Genomic DNA, 22,298 nt, shown 5'->3' on the forward strand with positions numbered 1-22,298 from the left:
TGGTTAAATCACCAGTGCGGGGGGCATTTTGCGCAACAAAACGCCAGTGTGCAACTTTATTGACACGTTATGACAATTCGACGGTGCAGCATGCTTTTATCAATAATCCCTACGCAAACGGTTTCGTCGGCGGCGAGGATTCTCTATAATGACGCGCGTTTTCCCCTGTTGCGCCCAATGAAGCGTCTTATCCGTCGCTTCGAAGACGAGAGAACTTTGATTATGGAAATTCTGCGTGGTTCGCCCGCTTTATCGGCTTTTCGCATTACCAAACTGCTGTCCCGCTGCCAGGACGCTCACCTGCCCGTCAGTGATATCTACGCCGAGTACGTCCACTTTGCCGATGTCAGCGCACCGCTAAGTGCCGAAGAACACGCCAAGCTTCAGCGTCTGCTCAAGTACGGTCCTTCTCTCGCCGAACACGCTCCCGAAGGCCGGCTGCTGCTGGTTACGCCGCGCCCGGGCACCATTTCTCCCTGGTCTTCCAAAGCCACCGACATCGCCCACAACTGCGGTTTGCAGCAGGTGCTGCGGTTGGAGCGCGGCCTGGCGTTCTACGTCAAGGCGCCTGAGCTGACGGAAACCCAATGGCGCCAACTCGCCGCGCTGTTGCACGATCGCATGATGGAAACCGTCTTCAGCGAGCTGCAACAGGCCGAACAGCTGTTCGCGCACCATCGGCCGGCGCCGTATCAGTCGGTCGACGTGCTGGGCGCAGGGCGCGCTGCGCTGGAGCAGGCCAACGTCCGGCTCGGCCTGGCGCTGGCGCAGGACGAGATCGACTACCTGCTGAATGCCTTTACCGGTTTGGGGCGCAACCCGACGGATATCGAACTCTATATGTTCGCGCAGGCCAACTCCGAGCATTGCCGCCACAAGATTTTCAACGCCGACTGGATCATCGACGGCGAACAGCAGCCTAAATCGCTGTTCAAAATGATCAAGAACACCTATGAGCAGACGCCGGACTACGTGCTGTCGGCGTATAAAGACAACGCCGCCGTGATGGAAGGCTCGCAGGTCGGCCGCTTCTTCGCCGCGCCGGACAACGGCACGTACGATTACCATCAGGAAGACGCGCACATCCTGATGAAGGTGGAAACTCACAACCACCCGACGGCGATCTCGCCGTGGCCGGGCGCCGCGACCGGCTCCGGCGGCGAGATCCGCGACGAGGGCGCCACCGGCCGCGGCGCCAAGCCGAAGGCCGGCCTGGTGGGCTTCTCGGTGTCCAACCTGCGTATTCCCGGCTTTGAACAGCCGTGGGAGCAGGACTTCGGCAAACCGGAACGCATCGTCACCGCGCTGGATATCATGACCGAAGGCCCGCTGGGCGGCGCGGCGTTCAACAACGAATTCGGCCGTCCGGCGCTGCTGGGCTACTTCCGCACCTATGAAGAGCGCGTCAACAGCCATAACGGCGTCGAGCTGCGCGGCTACCACAAACCGATCATGCTGGCGGGCGGCATCGGCAACATCCGCGCCGATCACGTCCAGAAAGGGGAAATCACCGTCGGCGCCAAGCTGGTGGTGCTGGGCGGCCCGGCGATGAATATCGGCCTGGGCGGCGGCGCGGCGTCATCGATGGCGTCAGGCCAGTCCGATGCCGATCTGGACTTCGCGTCGGTGCAGCGCGACAACCCGGAAATGGAACGCCGCTGTCAGGAAGTGATCGACCGCTGCTGGCAGCTGGGCGACCAGAACCCGATCCTGTTTATCCATGACGTCGGCGCCGGCGGCCTGTCCAACGCCATGCCGGAGCTGGTGAGCGACGGCGGCCGCGGCGGCCGCTTCGAGCTGCGCGATATCCTCAACGACGAGCCGGGCATGAGCCCGCTGGAAGTGTGGTGCAACGAATCGCAGGAACGTTACGTGATGGCGATCGCCCCGGCGCAGATGGCGCAGTTCGATGAGATCTGCCGCCGCGAGCGCGCGCCTTACGCGGTGATCGGCGAAGCGACCGAAGAACAGCACCTGACGCTGAACGACCGCCACTTCGACAACCAACCGATCGACATGCCGCTGGACGTGCTGCTCGGCAAGACGCCGAAGATGACCCGCGACGTGACCCGTCTGCAGGCGCAGGGCCAGGCGGTGCAGCGTGAGAACATCACGCTGGCCGACGCGGTGAAGCGCGTGCTGCATCTGCCGGCCGTCGCGGAGAAAACCTTCCTGATCACCATCGGCGACCGCACCGTCACCGGCATGGTGGCGCGCGACCAAATGGTCGGCCCGTGGCAGATCCCGGTGGCCGACTGCGCGGTCACCACCGCCAGCCTGGACAGTTATTACGGCGAGGCGATGTCGCTCGGCGAACGCGCGCCAGTGGCGCTGCTGGACTTCGCCGCTTCCGGCCGCCTGGCGGTCGGGGAAGCGCTGACCAACCTGGCCGCCACGGAAATCGGCAGCCTGAAGCGCGTGAAGCTGTCCGCCAACTGGATGGCCGCCGCAGGCCACCCGGGTGAAGACGCCGGCCTGTACGAGGCGGTAAAAGCGGTGGGTGAAGAACTGTGCCCGGCGCTGGGCATCACCATTCCGGTGGGTAAAGACTCCATGTCGATGAAAACCCGCTGGCAGGAAGGCAATGAGCAACGTGAAATGACCTCGCCGCTGTCGCTGGTCATCACCGCCTTCGCCCGTGTGGAAGACGTGCGCCATACCGTGACGCCGCAATTGCGCACCGATAAGGGCGACAGCGCGCTGCTGTTGATCGACCTGGGCAACGGGCATAACGCGCTGGGCGCCACCGCGCTGGCGCAGGTTTATCGCCAACTGGGCGACAAACCGGCCGACGTGCGCAACGTCGCGCAGCTGGCGGGCTTCTTCAACGCCATGCAGCAGCTGGTAGCCGATCGCGCGCTGCTGGCTTACCACGATCGCGCCGACGGCGGCCTGCTGGTGACGCTGGCGGAGATGGCCTTCGCCGGTCACTGCGGCGTAGAGGTTAACCTCGATGGCCTCGGCGACGATGCGCTGGCGGTGCTGTTCAACGAAGAGTTGGGCGCGGTGATCCAGGTGAGCGCCGAACGTCTTGACGACGTGAAGCGGGCGTTCGCGCAGCACGGGCTGACCGACAACGTGCATCACATCGGCAGCGCGCAGGCCGGCGATCGTTTCGTCATCAACCAACACGGCAAGGCGCTGTACAGCGAAAGCCGCAATACGCTGCGCACCTGGTGGGCGGAAACCACCTGGCAGATGCAGCGTCTGCGCGACAACCCGGCGTGCGCCGATCAGGAACATCAGGCCAAGCAGGATGAACAAGATCCCGGCCTGAACGTGAAACTGACCTTTGCGCCGCAGGAAGACATCGCCGCGCCGTACATCGCCAAGGGCGCTCGCCCGAAAGTGGCGGTGCTGCGCGAGCAGGGGGTGAACTCCCACGTTGAAATGGCGGCGGCGTTCCACCGCGCCGGCTTTGACGCGGTGGACGTGCACATGAGCGATCTGCTGGCCGGGCGCCGCGATCTGCAGGACTTCCACACGCTGGTGGCCTGCGGCGGCTTCTCTTACGGCGACGTTCTGGGCGCCGGCGAAGGCTGGGCGAAATCTATCCTGTTCAACGAGCGGGTGCGCGACGAGTTTGAAGCGTTCTTCCACCGTCCGCAGACGCTGGCGCTGGGCGTATGCAACGGTTGCCAGATGATGTCCAACCTGCGCGAGCTGATCCCGGGCGCCGAACACTGGCCGCGCTTCGTGCGTAACCTGTCGGATCGCTTCGAGGCGCGCTTCAGCCTGGTGGAAGTGGCGGCCAGCCCGTCGCTGTTCATGCAAGGTATGACCGGTTCGCGCATGCCGATCGCCGTTTCCCACGGTGAAGGGCACGTTGAAGTGCGCGATGCGGCGCATCTGGCGGCGCTGGAAAGCCATGGCCTGGTGGCGCTGCGTTTCGTCAACAACGCCGGTCAGGTCACGGAGGCTTACCCGGCTAACCCGAACGGTTCGCCGAACGGCATTACCGCCGTGACCAGCGCCAACGGGCGCGCCACGGTGATGATGCCGCACCCGGAACGCGTGTTCCGCACCGTCAGCAACTCCTGGCACCCGGAAGAGTGGGGCGAGGACAGCCCGTGGATGCGCATGTTCCGCAACGCCCGTAAGCAACTGGGTTAAAAACGGCCACCACCGTACAGAGGGCGCAAGCAATTGCGCCCTTTTTTATGGCCGGCGTTCGCCGTCTGGCGGCAGTGTCTGCATTTTGCGACAGGCGCTATTTTTCGTGTCGCTAAATGGAGACATTTAACTATTTGATTTTATTGGCGGTAATCAGGTTTGACTTTAGTTGTCTGCATTTGGCGACAGCACGGCGTTTTTTTCATCATTCATCACCGCGTAATGGACGAGGGAATTTGCTTGTTTTGTTTTATTTTCAAACAAAATCAATGTATTATGATTTTTATTGCAAAATTGGCACGCTACGTGCATTATTCTCGGCGGCTGCTCATTCACCTTTTTATGACGGCGCCGTAATTAGACGGCAAATCGCCTCATAAGCCTCCGAATGATGCCAAAGAAATGGTGCCTATCGTCCAACCAAACCGATAACAGACCGTGCAAGCGGCTTTATCAAGCATCGGGCGACACGTGGAGTGAGGCACCGCCTGTATCCAACTGTGATGAAGGGTTCATCAATCCTGGATACTTACGGATGCTATTCGTCCTGTTCGATGCCAGCCGCTGTGCTACATCACCCTGGGGACGAGGTTTAAGGGCATCCACACTTTCCTTGCGTTGGGGCAAGTTTCTTGCCCCGATGTCAATTCTCAACGCTGCGCTTATGCCCCTTTCGTTGCCTATGTCCTCGAACGCAGACGCTATCCCCACACGCTCGTTTTCGCACCGGTTGATGTTACCGGGGCCGCATGCCGTCGGTAGGCCAGGCCTATGGGCGCGGTTCGCCGATTCTGCCGCTTTTTCCTTGTGCGTTCAGGATTCTCCCCTGCCGGGCTTTTCTCTTTCCGGCGAGTCAGTTAGCATCGTGACAGAGCTGAGAGAATGAGATGATTTCGTTGAAAAAATGGCGTTTATTCCCCCGTTCGCTGCGGCAATTGGTGCTGCTGGCCTTCCTGTTAGTGCTGCTGCCGCTGTTGGTGCTGGCCTATCAAGCCTACCAGAGCCTGGATCACCTCAGCGCGCAGGCGGCGGACATTAACCGCACCACGCTGGTGGACGCGCGGCGCAGCGAGGCGATGACCAGCGTGGCGCTGGAGATGGAGCGCAGCTATCGTCAGTACTGCGTGCTGGTCGATCCTACGCTGCAGAAGCTGTACCAGAACCAGCGCAAACAGTATTCGCAGATGCTGGACGCCCATGCGCCGATTCTGCCGGACGAGCGCTACTACCAAACGCTGCGTCAGTTGCTGACCCAGCTGGCGGCGATCAAATGCCATAACAGCGGGCCGGACCAAGAGGCTTCGGCCTTGCTCGAATCGTTCTCCCGTTCCAACGCCGAAATGGTGCAGGCCACGCGTGCGGTGGTGTTCTCGCGCGGCCAGCAGCTGCAGCAAGCCATCGCCGAGCGCGGCCAGTTCTTCGGCTGGCAGGCGTTGCTGTTGTTCCTGGTCAGCGTGCTGCTGGTGGTGCTGTTTACCCGCATGATCATCGGGCCGGTCAAGGCCGTGGAACGGATGATCAACCGCCTGGGGGAGGGGCGTGCGCTGGGCAGCACCGCATCGTTCAAAGGGCCGCGCGAGCTGCGTTCGCTGGCGCAGCGCATCATTTGGCTGAGCGAGCGGTTGGCGTGGCTGGAATCGCAGCGCCACGAATTTTTGCGCCATATCTCGCACGAGTTGAAAACGCCGCTGGCCAGCATGCGCGAAGGCACCGAGCTGCTGGCCGACGAGGTGGCGGGGCCGCTGACTTCCGATCAGAAAGAGGTGGTGGCGATCCTCGACAACAGCAGTCGCCACCTGCAGCAGCTGATTGAACAGCTGCTGGATTATAACCGCAAACTGGCCGATGGCCCGGCGGAACACGAGAACGTCGAGCTGCGCGAGATGGTCGATTTGGTGGTCGCCGCGCACAGTTTGCCGGCGCGGGCGAAGATGATTTCCACCGAAATCGCGCTGGAGGCGGAAATCTGCTGGGCAGAGCCTACGCTATTAATGCGCGTGCTGGATAATCTCTACTCCAATGCGGTGCACTACGGCAAGGAATCCGGTAACATTTGGATCCGCAGCCGTCAGGTTGGACAACGGGTGCAAATCGACGTCGCCAATACCGGCACGCCGATCCCCGAGGCTGAAAGAGCCATGATTTTCGAGCCTTTTTTCCAGGGTAGTCACCAGCGAAAAGGGGCGGTAAAAGGAAGCGGACTGGGGTTGAGCATCGCTCAGGACTGTATCCGTCGCATGCGCGGTGAGCTGCAACTGGCGACGGTCGCCGGTGCAGACGTCTGCTTCCGCATTGAACTGCCGTTAACCGCCGAGAATGAATAAATAATGTACACATGGTCTAAGCGCCTTCGTCTTTCACAGACCGAACGTTCACCGCGTGCCGTGCACAGAGCGCCGCTCGGCAAACGCCCGATCAGCTGGTTGGGCGCCGTTTTCTTTATGCCGCTGTTGCTGGCGGGCTGCGTCGATCGCGCGGTCAGCGGCGGCCTGAGCGCTCAGCAGCAAGAAGCGATCCCGGATACCAAGGTGATCGATTACCGTACCGCGGCTTGCGATACCCTGTGGCAGTTGGACGACAAGGACGCGCTGGATAACGCGCTCTACTGGCTGCGTGCGATGGACTGCGCCGATCGCATCGGCTCAACCCAGGCGCGCGCGCTGGCGAAAACGGTGCCTGGCGACAGCTGGTCCGGCGTTTTCAAACAGAGCATTCTGCTGGGGAGCGCACAGCCGACCTCCGGCGAACGCCGCCAGATGATCGACAGGATCAACAGTTACCGGATGGAGTTCCCAGGCTCGCTGCGTCCACTGACGCAGCTGTGGCGCCAGCAGCAGATGCTGCAGATCACGCTGTTCGATGAGAAAGCGCGTTATCAGCATCTGCAGGAGAGCAGCGACAGCCAGATCGATTCGCTGCGCCAGAGCCAGGCGCGCTTGCAATCGCAGCTGCAGGACACCTCGCGCAAGCTGGAAAACCTGACCGACATCGAGCGCCAGCTCTCATCGCGCAAGCAGTTGCAAGGGGAAATACCGGACAGCGGCGCGGGCTCGCAAAAGGGCGACGCCGCCGGTAAAAACGGCGCGGCCGCCAAAGGGGCTGAGCCGCAGGACGAACCGGAAAAGGGCACTGCGCTGCCGGTTGAACCGGAAGACACCTATACGCCGCACCCCGCCAATAAGGAGTCCCACGCGCAATGACCGCACGCAAACCGGCCAACCTGTTATTGGTTGACGACGATCCCAGCCTGCTGAAGCTGCTGGGCATGCGCCTGACCAGCGAAGGTTTTCACGTCACCACCGCCGAAAGCGGCCAGGAAGCGCTGCGCCTGCTGGCGCGCGAACAGATCGATCTGGTGATCAGCGATCTGCGCATGGATGAGATGGACGGCATGGCGCTGTTCGCCGAGATCCAAAAACATCAGCCGGGCATGCCGGTGATCATTCTCACCGCGCACGGTTCGATTCCCGATGCGGTGGCCGCCACCCAGCAGGGGGTGTTCAGCTTTCTCACCAAACCGGTGGATCGCGATGCGCTGTACAAGGCCATCGACGAGGCGCTCGCGCTGTCGGCCAGCCCGGCCGGCGACGATGCCTGGCGGGAAGACATCGTTACCCGCAGCCCGTTGATGCTGCGCCTGCTGGAGCAGGTGAAAATGGTGGCCCAGTCAGACGTCAGCGTGTTGATCAACGGCCAGAGCGGCACCGGTAAAGAGGTGGTGGCGCAGGCGATCCACGCGGCCAGCCCGCGCGCCAGTAAGGCGTTCATCGCCATCAACTGCGGCGCGCTGCCGGAGCAACTGCTGGAGTCCGAACTGTTCGGCCACGCCAAGGGCGCCTTCACCGGCGCGGTCAGCAGCCGCGAAGGGCTGTTCCAGGCGGCGGCGGGCGGCACGCTGTTCCTCGACGAGATCGGCGATATGCCGCTGTCGCTGCAGGTGAAGCTGCTGCGCGTGCTGCAGGAACGCAAGGTGCGGCCGCTCGGCAGCAATCGCGATCTGGACATTGACGTGCGCATCATCTCCGCCACCCACCGCGATCTGCAAAAGGCGATGGCGAAGAACGAGTTTCGCGAGGATCTCTACTACCGCCTCAACGTGGTGAACCTGAAGATCCCGGCGCTCAACGAGCGCGCCGAAGATATCCCGCTGCTGGCCAATCACCTGTTGCGCGAAGCGGCGCAGCGGCACAAGCCGTTCGTGCGCAGCTTCTCGACCGACGCCATGAAGCGGCTGATGACCGCCAGTTGGCCGGGCAACGTGCGTCAGCTGGTCAACGTCATCGAGCAGTGCGTGGCGCTGACCTCGGCGCCGGTGATTAGCGAAGCGTTGGTGGAGCAGGCGCTGGAAGGGGAAAACACCGCACTGCCGACTTTCGCCGAAGCGCGCAACCAGTTCGAGTTGCATTACCTGCGCAAGCTGCTGCAGATCACCAAGGGCAACGTGACCCAGGCCGCGCGCATGGCGGGCCGCAACCGCACCGAGTTTTACAAATTGCTGTCGCGCCACGAGCTGGACGCCAACGATTTTAAAGAATGACAGTTTCCCGCCGGCGCCTGCCACGCAGGTTCTCAACAAATCCGGCGGAATGATTTACACTCCGTTCTCTTTGCCGCGGCGCGCCCCGGCGTAGAGCACCATGGAACGTATTAAGCGGGATCGTACACAAATGAGCAGATCACTTTCCATCGCCCTGGCCCAGCTGAACCTGCTGGTCGGCGACATTGAAGGCAACACCGAACGCATGTTGCAAATCGTGCAGGAGCAGCAGAAGGCGGGAGCCGATCTGGTCATGTTCAGCGAACTGGCGCTGTCCGGCTACCCGCCGGAAGATCTGCTGTATCGCAATGATTTCTATGAGCGCTGTGATGCGCAGCTGCTGCGCTTGCAGCAGGCTTCCGCCGAGACGGCGATCCTGGTCGGCCACCCGTGGCGCGAAGGCGACAAGCTGTATAACGCGCTGTCGCTGTTCGCCGAAGGCCGCCTGCTGACCCGCTACTTCAAGCAGCAGCTGCCGAACTACGGCGTGTTCGATGAGAAGCGCTATTTCCACGCCGGCAACGACACCTGCGTGGTGGCGCTGAAAGGCTACCGTCTGGGGCTGCTGATTTGCGAAGATCTGTGGTTCCCTGAGCCGATCGACGCCGCCAAGGCGGCCGGCGCGGAGATTATCCTGTCGATCAACGCCTCGCCGTATAACCGCGAAAAACCGTATATCCGCAAAACGCTGATGGCCGGCCACTGCCAGCGCACCCAGCTGCCGCTGGTGTACCTCAACCAGGTCGGCGGCCAGGATGAGCTGATCTTCGACGGCTGCTCCAAGGTCTTCGACGCCGCCGGCACCATGACCCACCGTCTGGCGGCTTTCGACGAGCAGGTGACCCGCCTGGAATTCAACGAGCTGGATGTGGTGCCGATGGCCGATCCGGCCGCCGAACTGCCGCAGCTGGCGCAGGTGTATCAGGCGCTGGTGCTGGCGGTGCGCGACTACGTGACCAAAAACGGCTTTAAAGGCGCGGTGCTGGGGCTGTCCGGCGGCATCGACTCGGCGCTGACGCTGGCGATCGCCGTGGATGCGTTGGGCAAAGACAAGGTGCAGGCGCTGATGATGCCATTCCGCTACACCGCGGATATCAGCATCGCCGACGCCAAGGAAGAGGCGGAAATCCTCGGCGTGGAGTTCGATATCGTCTCCATCGAACCGATGTTCGACGCCTTTATGGGCCAGCTGTCGCCGATGTTCGCCGGCACCGAGCGCGACACCACCGAAGAGAACCTGCAGGCGCGTTGCCGCGGGGTGGTGCTGATGGCGCTGTCCAACAAGCGCCGCAGCATCGTGCTGACCACCGGCAACAAGAGCGAAATGGCGGTCGGTTACGCCACGCTGTACGGCGATATGGCCGGCGGTTTCGACGTGCTGAAGGACGTGCCGAAAACGCTGGTGTTCAAGCTGTCTGAATACCGTAACACCGTCTCCTACGTGATCCCGCAGCGGGTGATCGATCGCCCGCCGTCCGCCGAGCTGGCGCCGGATCAGGTCGATCAGGACAGCCTGCCGCCGTACGATATCCTGGATGTGATCCTGGAAGGCTACGTCGAGCGCGACAAGTCGGTCGCCGATCTGGTGGCCGAAGGGTTCGACGAAGCGATCGTGCGCAAGGTGATCCGCCTGGTGGACATCAACGAATACAAGCGGCGTCAGGCCGCCGTCGGGCCGCGCATCACCGCCCGTAACTTCGGCAAAGACCGCCGCTACCCCATCACATCCGGTTTTGGCCGCAAAAATTGGTAAAAGGAAAGAAGATGAAAAAGATCGACGCGATTATCAAGCCGTTCAAACTGGATGACGTCCGCGAAGCGCTGGCCGAAGTGGGCATCACCGGCATGACGGTCACCGAAGTCAAAGGCTTCGGCCGCCAGAAGGGCCACACCGAGCTGTACCGCGGCGCCGAATACATGGTCGATTTTCTGCCTAAGGTGAAGATCGAGATCGTGGTTGCCGACGACATCGTCGACACCTGCGTAGAAACCATTATGCAAACCGCGCAGACCGGCAAGATCGGCGACGGCAAAATCTTCGTCTTCGACGTGGCGCGCGTGGTGCGTATCCGTACCGGCGAGCAGGACGAAGAAGCGATCTGATCCTCCGCAGGATCATCGGCCATCAGGGCGCAGCGTGCTGCGCCCTTGTCATTTCTGTCCCCCGCACATCGCACTTCTTCGCCTCATTGTTCCCCCCATTTTTGCCTGTCGGCATTCTAAAAAAGCGAACGCTATCGCGTTTTTGATACTTTTCCCGATCGCTTCTCTCGCGAGATCTACAATCAACGTAACTATTTTGATTAAGGTGATCCCCAATGAATTTCAAGTTGCGGCTAGGCGGCAAGGGCGTGCATCCCCAGGAGCTTACTCAAGTAAGTGACTGGGGTAAGCGAACGCAGACAACAACGCAGCGGCTTGAAAGGCGATGGGGATGATGACGTTACGCCAAATCCGCCACTTCATCGCCGTGGCGGAAACCGGGTCGATCTCCGCCGGCGCCCAGGCGGTGTTTGTTTCCCAGTCTTCACTGACGCTGGCGATCCAGCAGCTGGAAACCGAGATCGGCGTGCGGCTGTTCGATCGCCACGCCAAGGGCATGACGCTGACCCACCAGGGGCACCAATTCTTGCGCCAGTCGTATCTGATCCTGGCGACGGTGGACAACGCCAAGCGCAGCCTGCAGATCGGCACCGAAAGCCTGACCGGCAAGCTGACTATCGGCGTCACCAGCCTGGTGGCCGGTTACTTCCTGGTGGAACTGCTCACGCGCTTTAAATCGGCTTATCCCAATGTCACCGTGCAGGTGGTTGAAGACGAACGCCCGTACATCGAGCATCTGCTGGTCAGCGGCGAGATCGACATCGGCGTGCTGATCTTGTCGAACATCGAGGACCGCGACGCGCTGCAGACCGAGGTGCTGATGCACTCGCCGTATCGCCTGTGGCTGCCGCCGCTGCACCCGCTGCTGGAGCACGAGAGCATCAGCCTGGCGGACGTGGCCAAACAGCCGCTGATCCAGCTCAACGCCGATGAAATGGACGTGCACGCGCGGCGCATCTGGGCGCGCGCCGGGCTGAAGCCGGAGATCGCCATGAAGACCGCCTCGACCGAGGCGGTGCGCAGCCTGGTGGCGGCGGGGATGGGAGTCTCCATCCAGCCGGATATGGCGTACCGCGCCTGGTCGCTGGAGGGCAACATGATCGAGGCGCGCAAGCTGGACGATCTGCTGGAGCCGCTGGATATCGGGTTGGCATGGCGGCGCGGCAGCGCGCGGCCGGAGCTGGTGACGCCGTTCCTCACCATCGCGCGCGAGAACGGCAGCAAACATGCCGCCGGGCTTAAGCATTCGATTTAATCGAACGCGTCGTTCAGTATTTAGAATTTGTTGCCCGCCAGAGGCTCGCTTAGGCTGATTAAAACTAACTTATTCACATTTGGTTAACGTTTTTGTCACTTAGGGGCGTCAGGCGATGGCGGATGTGCAGGTTCTCTCAGGTTTGTCCTGTCAGCAGTTCATTAACGGTCAGCTTATCGACGGCGAAGGCCAGCAGGAGTGCATCGTCAATCCGGCCAACGGCGAGACGCTGATCGCCCTGACCGAAGCCTCTGCGGCACAGGTCGGCAGCGCGGTGAAAGCCGCGCAGCAGGCGTTTGGCCATTGGTCGCGCACTACGCCGGCCCAGCGCGCCACGCTGTTGCTGCGTATCGCCGACGCCATTGAGCGGCAGGCGCCGCAGCTGGCGCAGCTGGAGGCCCTCAACTGCGGCAAACCGCTGCATCAGGCGCTCAATGACGATCTGCCGGCGGCGGTCGACGTGTTCCGCTTCTTTGCCGGCGCGGTGCGCACGCAGCAAGGGCAACTGGCCGGTGAGTATGTGCCGGGCCACACCTCGATGATCCGCCGCGATCCCATTGGCGTGGTGGCCTCGATCGCCCCCTGGAACTATCCGCTGATGATGGCGGCGTGGAAGATCGCGCCGGCGTTGGCGGCGGGCAATACCGTGGTGTTTAAACCCTCCGAACATACGCCGCTGACCATTCTGGCGTTGGTGCCTGCGCTGCAAGAGATCCTGCCGCCGGGCGTGCTGAACATCGTCTATGGCGGCGGTGAAGGGGTCGGCAGCCAGCTGGTGGGGCACCCGCAGGTGCGGCTGGTGTCGGTCACCGGCGATATCGTCACCGGGCAAAAAATTCTCCAGGCGGCGGCCAAAAGCGTCAAGCGCACTCATCTGGAGCTGGGGGGCAAAGCGCCGGTGATCGTCTGCGACGACGCCGATCTCGACGAGGTGGTCAACGGCATTCGCACCTACGGCTATTACAACGCCGGCCAGGACTGCACCGCCGCCTGCCGCATCTACGCGCAGGCGGGCATCTATCCCAAACTGGTGGACGCGCTGGGCGAAGCGGTCGCCAGCCTGCGTTTCGCCCGCAAGCGCGATCAGGACAACGAGATCGGCCCCTTGATCAGCAGCCGCCAGCGCGATCGCGTCGCCAGCTTTGTCGAGCGGGCGCTCAGCCAACCGCATATCGAATTGATCACCGGCGCCGCGGCGCACTCCGGGCCGGGGTTCTACTACCAGCCGACCCTGCTGGCGGGCTGCCTGCAAAGCGACGAGATCGTGCAGCGCGAGGTGTTTGGCCCGGTGGTCAGCGTCACGCGCTTCGAACACCTGGAGCAGGCGGTCGCGTGGGCCAACGACTCGGAATACGGCCTGGCCTCGTCGGTGTGGACGCAAAATATCGATCGGGCGCTGCACATTGCCGCCCATCTGCAGTACGGCAGCACCTGGATCAACACTCATTTCACCTTGGCGAGCGAAATGCCGCACGGCGGCCTGAAACGCTCCGGCTACGGCAAGGATCTGTCCAGCGATTCGCTGCAGGATTACAGCGTTGTCAGGCACGTTATGGCGAAGTTCAAAGCCGGCTTCTAACGGTTATATCAAGAAAAATCAGGCGGCAGCCGTTCCCTGCCGCACACCGATAAGCAACACAGGGGTAATTACGATGGGAAAAACTACCGCAGTCACTACCACCGTCTCCGCGCTCTGTCTCACCGTGCTGTGCGGCCTGGCCCAGGCGGCCGATCTGCCGCAGTCGTTGGGCAAAGGCGAAGGCCGACTGGACATCATCGCCTGGCCCGGCTACATCGAACGCGGCCAGTCCGACAAAAACTACGACTGGGTCACCCAGTTTGAGAAGCAAACCGGCTGTGCGGTGAACGTGAAGACCGCCGCCACCTCCGATGAAATGGTCAGCCTGATGGCCAAGGGCGGCTACGATCTGGTGACCGCCTCCGGCGACGCCTCGCTGCGCCTGATCTTCGGCAAGCGGGTGCAGCCGATCAATACCGCGCTGATCCCGAACTGGAAGAACATCGATCCGCGCCTGTTGAACGGCGCCTGGTACACCGTGGACGGCAAAACCTACGGCACGCCGTACCAGTGGGGGCCGAACCTGCTGATGTACAACACCAAAACCTTCCCGACGCCGCCGGACAGCTGGGCGGTGATCTTCCAGCAGCAGAACCTGCCGGACGGCAAGAGCAACCAGGGCCGGGTGCAGGCTTATGACGGCCCGATCTACATCGCCGACGCGGCGTTGTTCCTGAAGGCCACCCAGCCGCAGCTCGGCATCAGCGATCCTTATCAGCTCAACGAAGAGCAGTATCAGGCGGCGCTGAAGCTGCTGCGCAGCCAGCACGCGCTGATCCACCGCTACTGGCACGACACCTCGGTGCAGATGAGCGACTTTAAAAACGAAGGCGTGGTGGCCTCCAGCGCCTGGCCGTATCAGGCCAACGCCCTGAAGGGCGAGGGGCAGCCGATCGCCACCGTGTTCCCGAAAGAGGGCGTGACCGGCTGGGCGGATACCACCATGTTGCACAGCGACGCCAAACACCCGAGCTGCGCCTACCAGTGGATGAACTGGTCGCTGGAGCCGAAGGTGCAGGGTGATGTGGCTGCCTGGTTCGGGTCGGTGCCGGCTTCGCCGGCGGGCTGTAAGGCCAGCGCGCTGCTGGGTGAGAAGGGCTGCGAAACCAACGGCTTTAACCAGTTCGATAAAATCGCCTTCTGGAAAACGCCGCAGGCGCAGGGCGGCAAGTTTGTGCCATACAGCCGCTGGACCCAGGATTACATCGCCATCATGGGCGGCCGCTAAGCCGCGGGGCGCAGCCCGCTGCGCCCGAATTACATCAGAATGGAGCACAGAAAATGACCATTGCCGTGCAATTCATCGATGTTTCGCGGACTTTCGGCGATGTTCGCGCCGTGGATCGGGTATCCATCGACATTCAGGACGGGGAATTCTTCTCCATGCTCGGGCCGTCCGGCTCGGGCAAAACCACCTGCCTGCGCCTGATCGCCGGCTTTGAACAGCTCACTTCCGGCTCGATTCGCATCCACGGCCAGGAAGCCGCCAACCTGCCGCCGTACCAGCGCGACGTGAACACCGTGTTTCAGGATTACGCGCTGTTTCCGCACATGTCGGTGCTGGAAAACGTCGCCTACGGCCTGATGGTGAAGGGCGTCGCCAAACGCGAGCGGCTGGCGCGGGCGCAAGAGGCGCTGGAGAGCGTGGCGCTCGGTTTCGTCGCCGAACGCAAGCCGGCGCACCTGTCTGGCGGCCAGCGGCAGCGCGTGGCGCTGGCGCGCGCGCTGGTCAATCGGCCGCGGGTGCTGCTGCTGGACGAACCGCTCGGCGCGCTGGATCTCAAGCTGCGCGAGCAGATGCAGGGCGAGCTGAAGAAGCTGCAGCGCCAGCTGGGCATCACCTTTATCTTCGTCACCCACGATCAAAGCGAAGCGCTGTCGATGTCCGATCGGGTGGCGGTGTTCAATAACGGCCGCATCGAACAGGTGGATACGCCGCGCGAGCTTTACATGCGGCCGAAGACGCCGTTCGTCGCCGAGTTCGTCGGCACCTCCAACGTGGTGCGCAGCGAGCTGGCGCAGCGCCTGCTCGGCGAAAGCCGAACCTTCTCGATCCGGCCGGAACATATCCGCCTGCTGGAGCAAGGCGGCGCGGCGCAGGACGAGATCCAGGTGCAGGGCACGCTGCAGGAAATCCATTACCAGGGCGCGGCCACGCGCTATGAAATCGCGCTGAACGGCGGCGAAAAGCTGCTGGTCAGCCAGGCCAATCCGCAGTGGATCGCCGAAGGGCAACAGCGTCAGATCGGCCAGCCGATCGTCGCCTGCTGGCCGCGCGCGGCGATGGTGCCGCTGCTGGAGGAGAGGTGAGATGGACATGAGCATCGATTCCCCCCGGCGCGCGGCGGTAGCGTGCGCGCGCTGTCGACCTGGCTCTATCGCCGGCCGACGCTGTATCTGCTGTTACTGCTGGTGCCGCCGCTGCTGTGGTTCGGCGCGGTGTACCTCGGCTCGCTGCTGACGCTGCTGTGGCAGGGGTTCTACACCTTCGACGATTTCACCATGGCGGTGACGCCGGATCTGACCTTCGCCAACCTGGCGGCGCTGTTCAACCCGGCCAACTACGACATCATCCTGCGCACGCTGACCATGGCGGTGCTGGTGTCGCTGGCCAGCGCGGTACTGGCGTTCCCGATCGCCTATTACATGGCGCGTTATACCAGCGGCCGCGTCAAGGCGTTCTTTTACATCGCGGTGATGATGCCGATGTGGGCCAGCTATATCGTCAAAGCCTATGCCTGGACCCTGCTGCTGGCGAAAGACGGCGTGGCGCAGTGGTTTCTGCAGCACCTGGGGCTGGAGCCGCTGTTGGCTTCGCTGCTGACGGTGCCCGGCGTCGGCGGCAACACGCTGTCGACCTCGGGGCTGGGGCGTTTTCTGGTGTTCGTCTATATCTGGCTGCCGTTCATGATCCTGCCGATCCAGGCGGCGCTGGAGCGCCTGCCGCCCTCGCTGCTGCATGCCTCGGCGGATCTGGGCGCCCGGCCGGCGCAGACCTTCCGCCACGTCATTTTGCCGCTGGCGGTGCCGGGCATCGCCGCCGGGTCGATCTTCACCTTTTCGCTGACGCTGGGCGACTTTATCGTGCCGCAGTTGGTGGGGCCGCCGGGTTATTTCATCGGCAGCATGGTCTACGCCCAGCAGGGCGCGATCGGCAATATGCCGATGGCCGCGGCCTTTACGCTGGTGCCGATCGTCCTGATCGCCATCTACCTTTCCATCGTCAAACGTCTGGGGGCTTTCGATGCACTCTGAACGCGCGCCCTTAGGGCTGAAGCTGGCCGCCTGGGGCGGACTTGTCTTCCTGCATTTCCCGTTGGCGATCATCGCCATTTACGCCTTCAACACCGAAGACGCGGCCTTCAGCTTCCCGCCGAAGGGCTTTACGCTGCACTGGTTCAACGTTGCCGCCGGGCGGCAGGACATCCTCGATGCGGTGCTGCTGTCGGCGCAGATCGCCTGCCTGGCGACCGCCATCGCGCTGGTGCTCGGCACCCTGGCGGCGGCGGCGCTGTATCGGCGCGATTTCTTCGGCAAAGACAGCATTTCGCTGTTGCTGCTGCTGCCGATCGCGCTGCCGGGGATCGTCACCGGCCTGGCGCTGCTGGCGGCGTTCAAGGCGCTGAACATCGAGCCGGGCATCCTGACCATCGTCGTCGGCCATGCGACGTTCTGCGTGGTGATCGTGTTCAACAACGTCATCGCCCGATTCCGCCGCACCTCATACAGCCTGATCGAGGCTTCGATGGATCTCGGCGCCGACGGCTGGCAAACCTTCCGTTACGTGATCTTGCCGAACCTCGGCTCGGCGCTGCTGGCCGGCGGCATGCTGGCGTTTGCGCTGTCGTTCGATGAAATCATCGTGACCACCTTTACCGCCGGCCACGAGCGCACGCTGCCGCTGTGGCTGCTGAACCAGCTTGGTCGCCCGCGCGACGTGCCGATCACCAACGTGGTGGCGCTGTCGGTGATGCTGTTGACCATGCTGCCGATCCTCGGCGCTTACTACCTGACCAAAGGTGGGGAAAGCGTCGCCGGCAGCGGCAAATAATTTCCTTACCCGACCTCTGACAAAAGGATAACCCTATGCAAAGCCAACTGTTGATTGACGGCCAACTGGTGAATGGCCAGGGCGCGACCCAGCCGGTGTATAACCCGGCGACCGGCGAAGTGATCGCGCAGGTGGCGGAGGCCAGCCCGGAGCAGGTCGATCGTGCGGTGCTGGCGGCGGACGCCGCGTTCGCCGCCTGGGGGCAAACCACGCCGAAGGAGCGCGCCGAGCATCTGCTCAAGCTGGCGGATCTGATCGACGAGCATGCCGAGACCTTCGCCAGGCTGGAGTCGCTCAACTGCGGCAAGCCTTATCACTGCGTGCTGAACGACGAGCTGCCGGCGGTGGCCGACGTATTTCGCTTCTTCGCCGGCGCCAGCCGCTGCCTGACCGGCATGGCGGCCGGTGAGTATCTGGCCGGGCACACCTCGATGATCCGCCGCGATCCGCTCGGCGTGGTGGCCTCGATCGCGCCGTGGAACTACCCGCTGATGATGGCGGCCTGGAAACTGGCGCCGGCCTTGGCGGCGGGCAACTGCGTGGTGATCAAGCCTTCGGAGCAGACGCCGCTGACCACCTTCAAATTGGCCGAACTGGCCGCCGGGCTGTTCCCGCCGGGCGTGCTCAACGTGCTGTTCGGGCGCGGCGTCAGCGTCGGCGATCGGCTGACCGGGCATGACAAGGTGCGCATGGTGTCGCTGACCGGGTCGATCGCCACCGGTGAGCACATCATCGCACACACCGCCGCCGGCATTAAGCGCACCCATATGGAGCTGGGCGGCAAGGCGCCGGTGCTGGTGTTCGACGACGCCGATCTGCAGCAGGTGGTGGACGGCATTCGCGGCTTCGGGTTCTACAACGCCGGCCAGGATTGCACCGCCGCCTGCCGCATCTACGCGCAGAAAAGCATTTATCCCGAGCTGGTGAAGCGGCTGGGCGAGGCGGTGGCCAGCCTGACGATCGGCGCGCCGGACGACGAGAGCACTGAGCTGGGGCCGTTGATTACCGCCCAGCATCTGGAGCGGGTGGCCGGTTTTGTCGAGCGAGCCAAAGCGTTGCCGCATGTGCAGGTGGTCACCGGCGGCGAGAAGGTGAAGGGGCCGGGCTACTATTTCCAGCCGACGCTGCTGGCCGGCGCGCGCCAGGACGATGAGATCGTGCAGCGCGAAGTGTTCGGCCCGGTGGTGACGGTGACGCCGTTTGACGACGAAGAGCAGGTACTGGCCTGGGCGAACGAATCCAACTACGGATTGGCCTCGTCCGTGTGGACCCGCGACGTGGGCCGCGCGCATCGCTTAAGCGCCCGCCTGCAATACGGCTGCACCTGGGTGAACACCCACTTCATGCTGGTGAGCGAAATGCCGCACGGCGGCCAGAAATTGTCCGGTTACGGCAAGGATATGTCGATGTACGGGCTGGAGGATTACACGGCCATTCGTCATGTCATGTTCAAACATTGATTTTACAGTAATTATCCGCACAATAGCGCGGCCTTCGAGCCGGCTCCGGCCGGCTGATGATAATAAAAATTGAAAGGAAGCCTATATGGGTATCACCAGACGCGATTTTCTCAACGGAGTGGCGATCACCATCGCCGCCGGGTTGACGCCGCTGCAAATCTTGCGCGCGTCGCCGCAAACCGCCAATCAAACCCTGTACTATCCGCCGGTGCTGACCGGGCTGCGGGGCAATCATCCGGGCTCGTTCGAGCATGCGCACCAGCTGGGGCGCGACGGCAAAACCTTTGATTTCGGCAGCGTGCCCGCCGTTGAAGAGTTCGATCTGGTGGTGGTGGGCGCCGGCATCAGCGGGCTGGCGGCCGCCTGTTTCTGGCAGCAGCTGAAAGGCGAGCAGCAGCGCATTCTTTTGATCGACAACCACGACGACTTCGGCGGCCACGCCAAGCGCAACGAGTTCAACAGCGACGACGGCATGCTGCTCGGCTACGGCGGCAGCGAATCGCTGCAGTCGCCGCGCTCCAACTTCAGCCCGGTGGCGATGGGGCTGCTGCGCAAGCTCGGCGTCGATATCGACCAACTGGAGCAGGCTTTCGACACCACCTTCTACCCGGATTTGAATTTGAGCCGCGGGGTTTACTTCGATCGCAAGAACTTCGGCGTCGACAAGGTGGTGAGCGGCGATCCGGGCCGCACGGTGGCGGACGACATTCCGCGCGATCGCCTCAACGGCCGCTCTTATGAAGCGTTCATCGGCGATTTCCCGCTGCCGGAAAGCGATCGCCAGGCGCTGATCGCGCTGCACACGGTGGAGAAAGACTATCTGCCGGAGATGACGCTGGAGCAGAAGGTCGACTGGCTCGACAGCCACAGCTACACCCAGTTCCTGCGCGAGAAGGTGGGTCTGAGCGAACTGGCGATCCGTTATTTCCAGCAGACCACCAACGATTTCCAGGCGGTGGGCATCGACGGCACGTCGTGCAGTGATGCGCGCATTTGCGATCTGCCGGGCCTGAACGGCATGAATCTGCCGCCGCTGGACGAAGAGTCGCAGGCGGATCTCGACGATCCTTACGTGTTCCACTTCCCGGACGGCAACGCCACGCTGGCGCGCCTGATGGTGCGCCAACTGATCCCGGCGGTGGCGCCGGCCGGCAAGGACATGAACGACGTGGTGCTGGCTAAATTCGACTACAGCCAGCTCGATCGGCCGGAATCGCCGGTGAAGCTGCGTTTGAACAGCACCGGGCTGCACGCGGCCAACGTCGGCGACAAGGTGGAAGTCACCTACATGACCGGCGAGAAGATGACCAAAGTGCGCGCCGGACAGGTGGTGATGGCCGGCTACAACATGATGATCCCGTATCTGGTGCCGGAGATGGCGCACGAGCAGCAGGAGGCGCTGAAGCAGAACGTCAAGGCGCCCCTGGTGTACAGCAAGGTGGTGATCCGCAACTGGCAGCCGTTCATCAAGCTGGGCGTGCACGAGGTCTATTCGCCGGCCGCGCCGTACAGCCGCGTGAAGCTGGACTATCCGGTGAGCATGGGCGGGTATCAGCACCCGCGCGATCCGGATCGGCCGATCGGCCTGCATATGGTCTATGTGCCGACGCTGCCGGGCAGCGGCCTCAGCACGCGCGAACAGTCGCGCAAAGGGCGCGCGCTGCTGCTGGGCACGCCGTTCGAAGTGCACGAACAGATGATCCGCGAACAGCTGCAGGGCATGCTGGGCGAGGCCGGTTTCGATCATCAGCGCGACATTCAGGCGATCACTGTCAACCGCTGGTCACACGGTTACTCCTACTTCCTTAACGGGCTGTTTGATGACGAAGACGAAGCCAAGAAAATCATCGAAACGGCGCGGCAGCCGATCGGCAAGATCGCTATCGCCAACTCCGATGCCGACTGGAGCCCGTACGCCAACTCGGCGATCGATCAGGCGTGGCGTGCGGTGAATGAACTGGCCTACGGCAAGATTGCCGCCAAGGAGGGAGCATGAATCTGCGCTCGCTGTACCTGTTGAGCCTGCTGGCCGCCGGCGGTTCTGCCCAGGCGATGTCGGCCGGGGAATACGTCGCCAAAGCCGGTGACTGCACCGCCTGCCATACCGCGCCGGGCGGCGCAGAATTGGCGGGTGGCATGAAGTTTCCGACGCCGCTCGGGGCTATCTACGCCACCAACATCACGCCGGACAAGCTGCACGGCATCGGCGCCTATTCGTTCGAAGAGTTCGATCGCGCCATGCGTCAGGGGGTGGCCAAAGACGGCCACCGGCTCTACCCGGCGATGCCGTACACCTCGTACGCCAAAATGAGCGCGGAAGACATGCGCGCGCTGTATGACTATCTGATGAATGAGGTGCCGGCGCAGAACGTCGCCAACCGGGACAGCGACATCAGCTGGCCGCTGTCGATGCGCTGGCCGCTGGCGGTGTGGAATCAGCTGTTCCACGACGACCAGCCGTATCAGGCGGATCCGCAGCAAAGCGCCGAGTGGAACCGCGGCGCTTATCTGGTGCAGGGCGCGGGCCACTGCGGCAGCTGCCATACGCCGCGCGGCTGGGCGATGCAGGAGAAGGGGCTGGACGGCAAGGAACCGGTGTTCCTGAGCGGCGCCGAGCTGGACGGCTGGTACGCCTCCAATCTGCGCGGGCTGCCGCCGGAAGAGGTGACGGCGCTGCTGAAGACCGGCCGCAGCCGCCATGCGGCGGTCGCCGGGCCGATGAGCGATGTGGTGACCCACAGCACGCAGTACCTCAGCGACGGCGATCTGAACGCCATCGCGGTGTACCTGCGCAGCCTGGCGCCGGACACCGCCGCCAAAGCCGCTGCGCCTGTCGTGCAGGCGGATAATTCGGGCGGCAAGGCGACCTATGCGATGTACTGCTCGACCTGCCACGGCAATAAAGGTGAAGGCACCGACTTCGCCATTCCGGCGCTGGCGGGCAACGCCACGGTAACGGCGGACAATCCGCTGACCGCGCTGCGGGTGGTGCTGGAAGGGGCGCATACGCCGATCACGCAGCAGGCGATGGCGTTCGACATGCCGGCTTACGGCTGGGCGTTGAACGATCGTCAAGCGGCGGATCTGATGAGCTATCTGCGGGGAAGCTGGGGCAACCAGGCGGCGCCGGTGACGGTACAGCAGGTCCAGGACGCGCGCCAACTGCAGGCGAAATGAAGAGGGAGCGCGGTCTGACGGCC

Annotated in this window: 15 protein-coding genes; all 15 read left to right on the plus strand. The window is 62.9% G+C overall.

Features of this window, described 5'->3' with window-relative positions; genetic code table 11:
• Positions 1-222 precede the first annotated feature (222 nt).
• The 15 genes from purL to ACMGGK_RS04865 all read left to right on the plus strand — a co-directional run bounded on the left by purL (position 223) and on the right by ACMGGK_RS04865 (position 22,275).
• Entirely contained in the window at positions 223-4,113 is a 3,891-nt protein-coding gene (gene purL, locus ACMGGK_RS04795) for a phosphoribosylformylglycinamidine synthase (protein WP_049300043.1), read from the plus strand.
• 887 nt (positions 4,114-5,000) lie between these two features.
• The gene (locus ACMGGK_RS04800; RefSeq protein WP_004941357.1) at positions 5,001-6,437 is read left to right on the plus strand and encodes a sensor histidine kinase; all 1,437 of its coding nucleotides are present in this window, start codon (positions 5,001-5,003) and stop codon (positions 6,435-6,437) included.
• Between the two features lie 3 nt (positions 6,438-6,440).
• A complete protein-coding gene (gene qseG / locus ACMGGK_RS04805) occupies positions 6,441-7,313 on the plus strand; it encodes a two-component system QseEF-associated lipoprotein QseG (RefSeq protein ID WP_176062769.1) in 873 nt (290 codons plus the stop codon).
• On the plus strand, positions 7,310-8,650 hold the full coding sequence (gene glrR / locus ACMGGK_RS04810) for a two-component system response regulator GlrR (RefSeq protein WP_004941361.1): 1,341 nt from the start codon (positions 7,310-7,312) through the stop codon (positions 8,648-8,650). The genes qseG and glrR overlap by 4 nt, the downstream gene beginning before the upstream one ends.
• A gap of 130 nt (positions 8,651-8,780) precedes the next feature.
• Positions 8,781-10,403, plus strand: coding sequence for an NAD+ synthase (locus tag ACMGGK_RS04815; protein ID WP_420276724.1), 1,623 nt, complete (start codon positions 8,781-8,783; stop codon positions 10,401-10,403).
• Between the two features lie 11 nt (positions 10,404-10,414).
• A complete protein-coding gene (glnB, locus tag ACMGGK_RS04820; protein ID WP_004847623.1) occupies positions 10,415-10,753 on the plus strand; it encodes a nitrogen regulatory protein P-II in 339 nt (112 codons plus the stop codon).
• Positions 10,754-11,084: 331 nt separating this feature from the next.
• Positions 11,085-12,008 (plus strand): LysR substrate-binding domain-containing protein, encoded by a 924-nt coding sequence (locus ACMGGK_RS04825; RefSeq protein ID WP_015378793.1) that lies wholly within the window; start codon positions 11,085-11,087, stop codon positions 12,006-12,008.
• A gap of 115 nt (positions 12,009-12,123) precedes the next feature.
• Positions 12,124-13,587: a gamma-aminobutyraldehyde dehydrogenase gene (locus ACMGGK_RS04830; RefSeq protein WP_048795790.1), complete on the plus strand. Its 1,464-nt coding sequence runs from the start codon at positions 12,124-12,126 to the stop codon at positions 13,585-13,587.
• Between the two features lie 73 nt (positions 13,588-13,660).
• Positions 13,661-14,815: a putative ABC transporter substrate-binding protein YdcS gene (gene ydcS, locus ACMGGK_RS04835; RefSeq protein ID WP_033639608.1), complete on the plus strand. Its 1,155-nt coding sequence runs from the start codon at positions 13,661-13,663 to the stop codon at positions 14,813-14,815.
• A 53-nt stretch (positions 14,816-14,868) separates the two neighbouring features.
• Positions 14,869-15,897, plus strand: coding sequence for an ABC transporter ATP-binding protein (locus ACMGGK_RS04840; protein WP_015378790.1), 1,029 nt, complete (start codon positions 14,869-14,871; stop codon positions 15,895-15,897).
• A gap of 42 nt (positions 15,898-15,939) precedes the next feature.
• Entirely contained in the window at positions 15,940-16,842 is a 903-nt protein-coding gene (locus tag ACMGGK_RS04845; protein ID WP_420276725.1) for an ABC transporter permease, read from the plus strand.
• A complete protein-coding gene (locus tag ACMGGK_RS04850) occupies positions 16,832-17,638 on the plus strand; it encodes an ABC transporter permease (RefSeq protein ID WP_004941378.1) in 807 nt (268 codons plus the stop codon). Before ACMGGK_RS04845 ends, ACMGGK_RS04850 begins: the two co-directional genes overlap by 11 nt.
• Before the next feature lie 35 nt (positions 17,639-17,673).
• The gene (patD, locus tag ACMGGK_RS04855; protein ID WP_420276726.1) at positions 17,674-19,098 is read left to right on the plus strand and encodes an aminobutyraldehyde dehydrogenase; all 1,425 of its coding nucleotides are present in this window, start codon (positions 17,674-17,676) and stop codon (positions 19,096-19,098) included.
• 85 nt (positions 19,099-19,183) lie between these two features.
• Positions 19,184-21,094 (plus strand): NAD(P)-binding protein, encoded by a 1,911-nt coding sequence (locus ACMGGK_RS04860; protein WP_420276727.1) that lies wholly within the window; start codon positions 19,184-19,186, stop codon positions 21,092-21,094.
• On the plus strand, positions 21,091-22,275 hold the full coding sequence (locus tag ACMGGK_RS04865) for a cytochrome c (protein ID WP_110147290.1): 1,185 nt from the start codon (positions 21,091-21,093) through the stop codon (positions 22,273-22,275). The genes ACMGGK_RS04860 and ACMGGK_RS04865 overlap by 4 nt, the downstream gene beginning before the upstream one ends.
• Positions 22,276-22,298 lie beyond the last annotated feature (23 nt).

The organism is Serratia sp. BNK-33-b (genome assembly GCF_048684565.1).
GTDB lineage: Bacteria > Pseudomonadota > Gammaproteobacteria > Enterobacterales > Enterobacteriaceae > Serratia > Serratia marcescens.

Coding starts and splice junctions, on each gene's coding strand:
- glnB (WP_004847623.1), top strand. CDS start 10,415: ATGAAAAAGATCGACGCGATTATCAAGCCGTTCAAACTGGATGACGTC.
- purL (WP_049300043.1), top strand. CDS start 223: ATGGAAATTCTGCGTGGTTCGCCCGCTTTATCGGCTTTTCGCATTACC.
- qseG (WP_176062769.1), top strand. CDS start 6,441: ATGTACACATGGTCTAAGCGCCTTCGTCTTTCACAGACCGAACGTTCA.
- ACMGGK_RS04800 (WP_004941357.1), top strand. CDS start 5,001: ATGATTTCGTTGAAAAAATGGCGTTTATTCCCCCGTTCGCTGCGGCAA.
- ACMGGK_RS04815 (WP_420276724.1), top strand. CDS start 8,781: ATGAGCAGATCACTTTCCATCGCCCTGGCCCAGCTGAACCTGCTGGTC.
- ACMGGK_RS04840 (WP_015378790.1), top strand. CDS start 14,869: ATGACCATTGCCGTGCAATTCATCGATGTTTCGCGGACTTTCGGCGAT.
- ydcS (WP_033639608.1), top strand. CDS start 13,661: ATGGGAAAAACTACCGCAGTCACTACCACCGTCTCCGCGCTCTGTCTC.
- ACMGGK_RS04830 (WP_048795790.1), top strand. CDS start 12,124: ATGGCGGATGTGCAGGTTCTCTCAGGTTTGTCCTGTCAGCAGTTCATT.
- ACMGGK_RS04860 (WP_420276727.1), top strand. CDS start 19,184: ATGGGTATCACCAGACGCGATTTTCTCAACGGAGTGGCGATCACCATC.
- ACMGGK_RS04825 (WP_015378793.1), top strand. CDS start 11,085: ATGATGACGTTACGCCAAATCCGCCACTTCATCGCCGTGGCGGAAACC.
- glrR (WP_004941361.1), top strand. CDS start 7,310: ATGACCGCACGCAAACCGGCCAACCTGTTATTGGTTGACGACGATCCC.
- ACMGGK_RS04850 (WP_004941378.1), top strand. CDS start 16,832: ATGCACTCTGAACGCGCGCCCTTAGGGCTGAAGCTGGCCGCCTGGGGC.
- ACMGGK_RS04865 (WP_110147290.1), top strand. CDS start 21,091: ATGAATCTGCGCTCGCTGTACCTGTTGAGCCTGCTGGCCGCCGGCGGT.
- patD (WP_420276726.1), top strand. CDS start 17,674: ATGCAAAGCCAACTGTTGATTGACGGCCAACTGGTGAATGGCCAGGGC.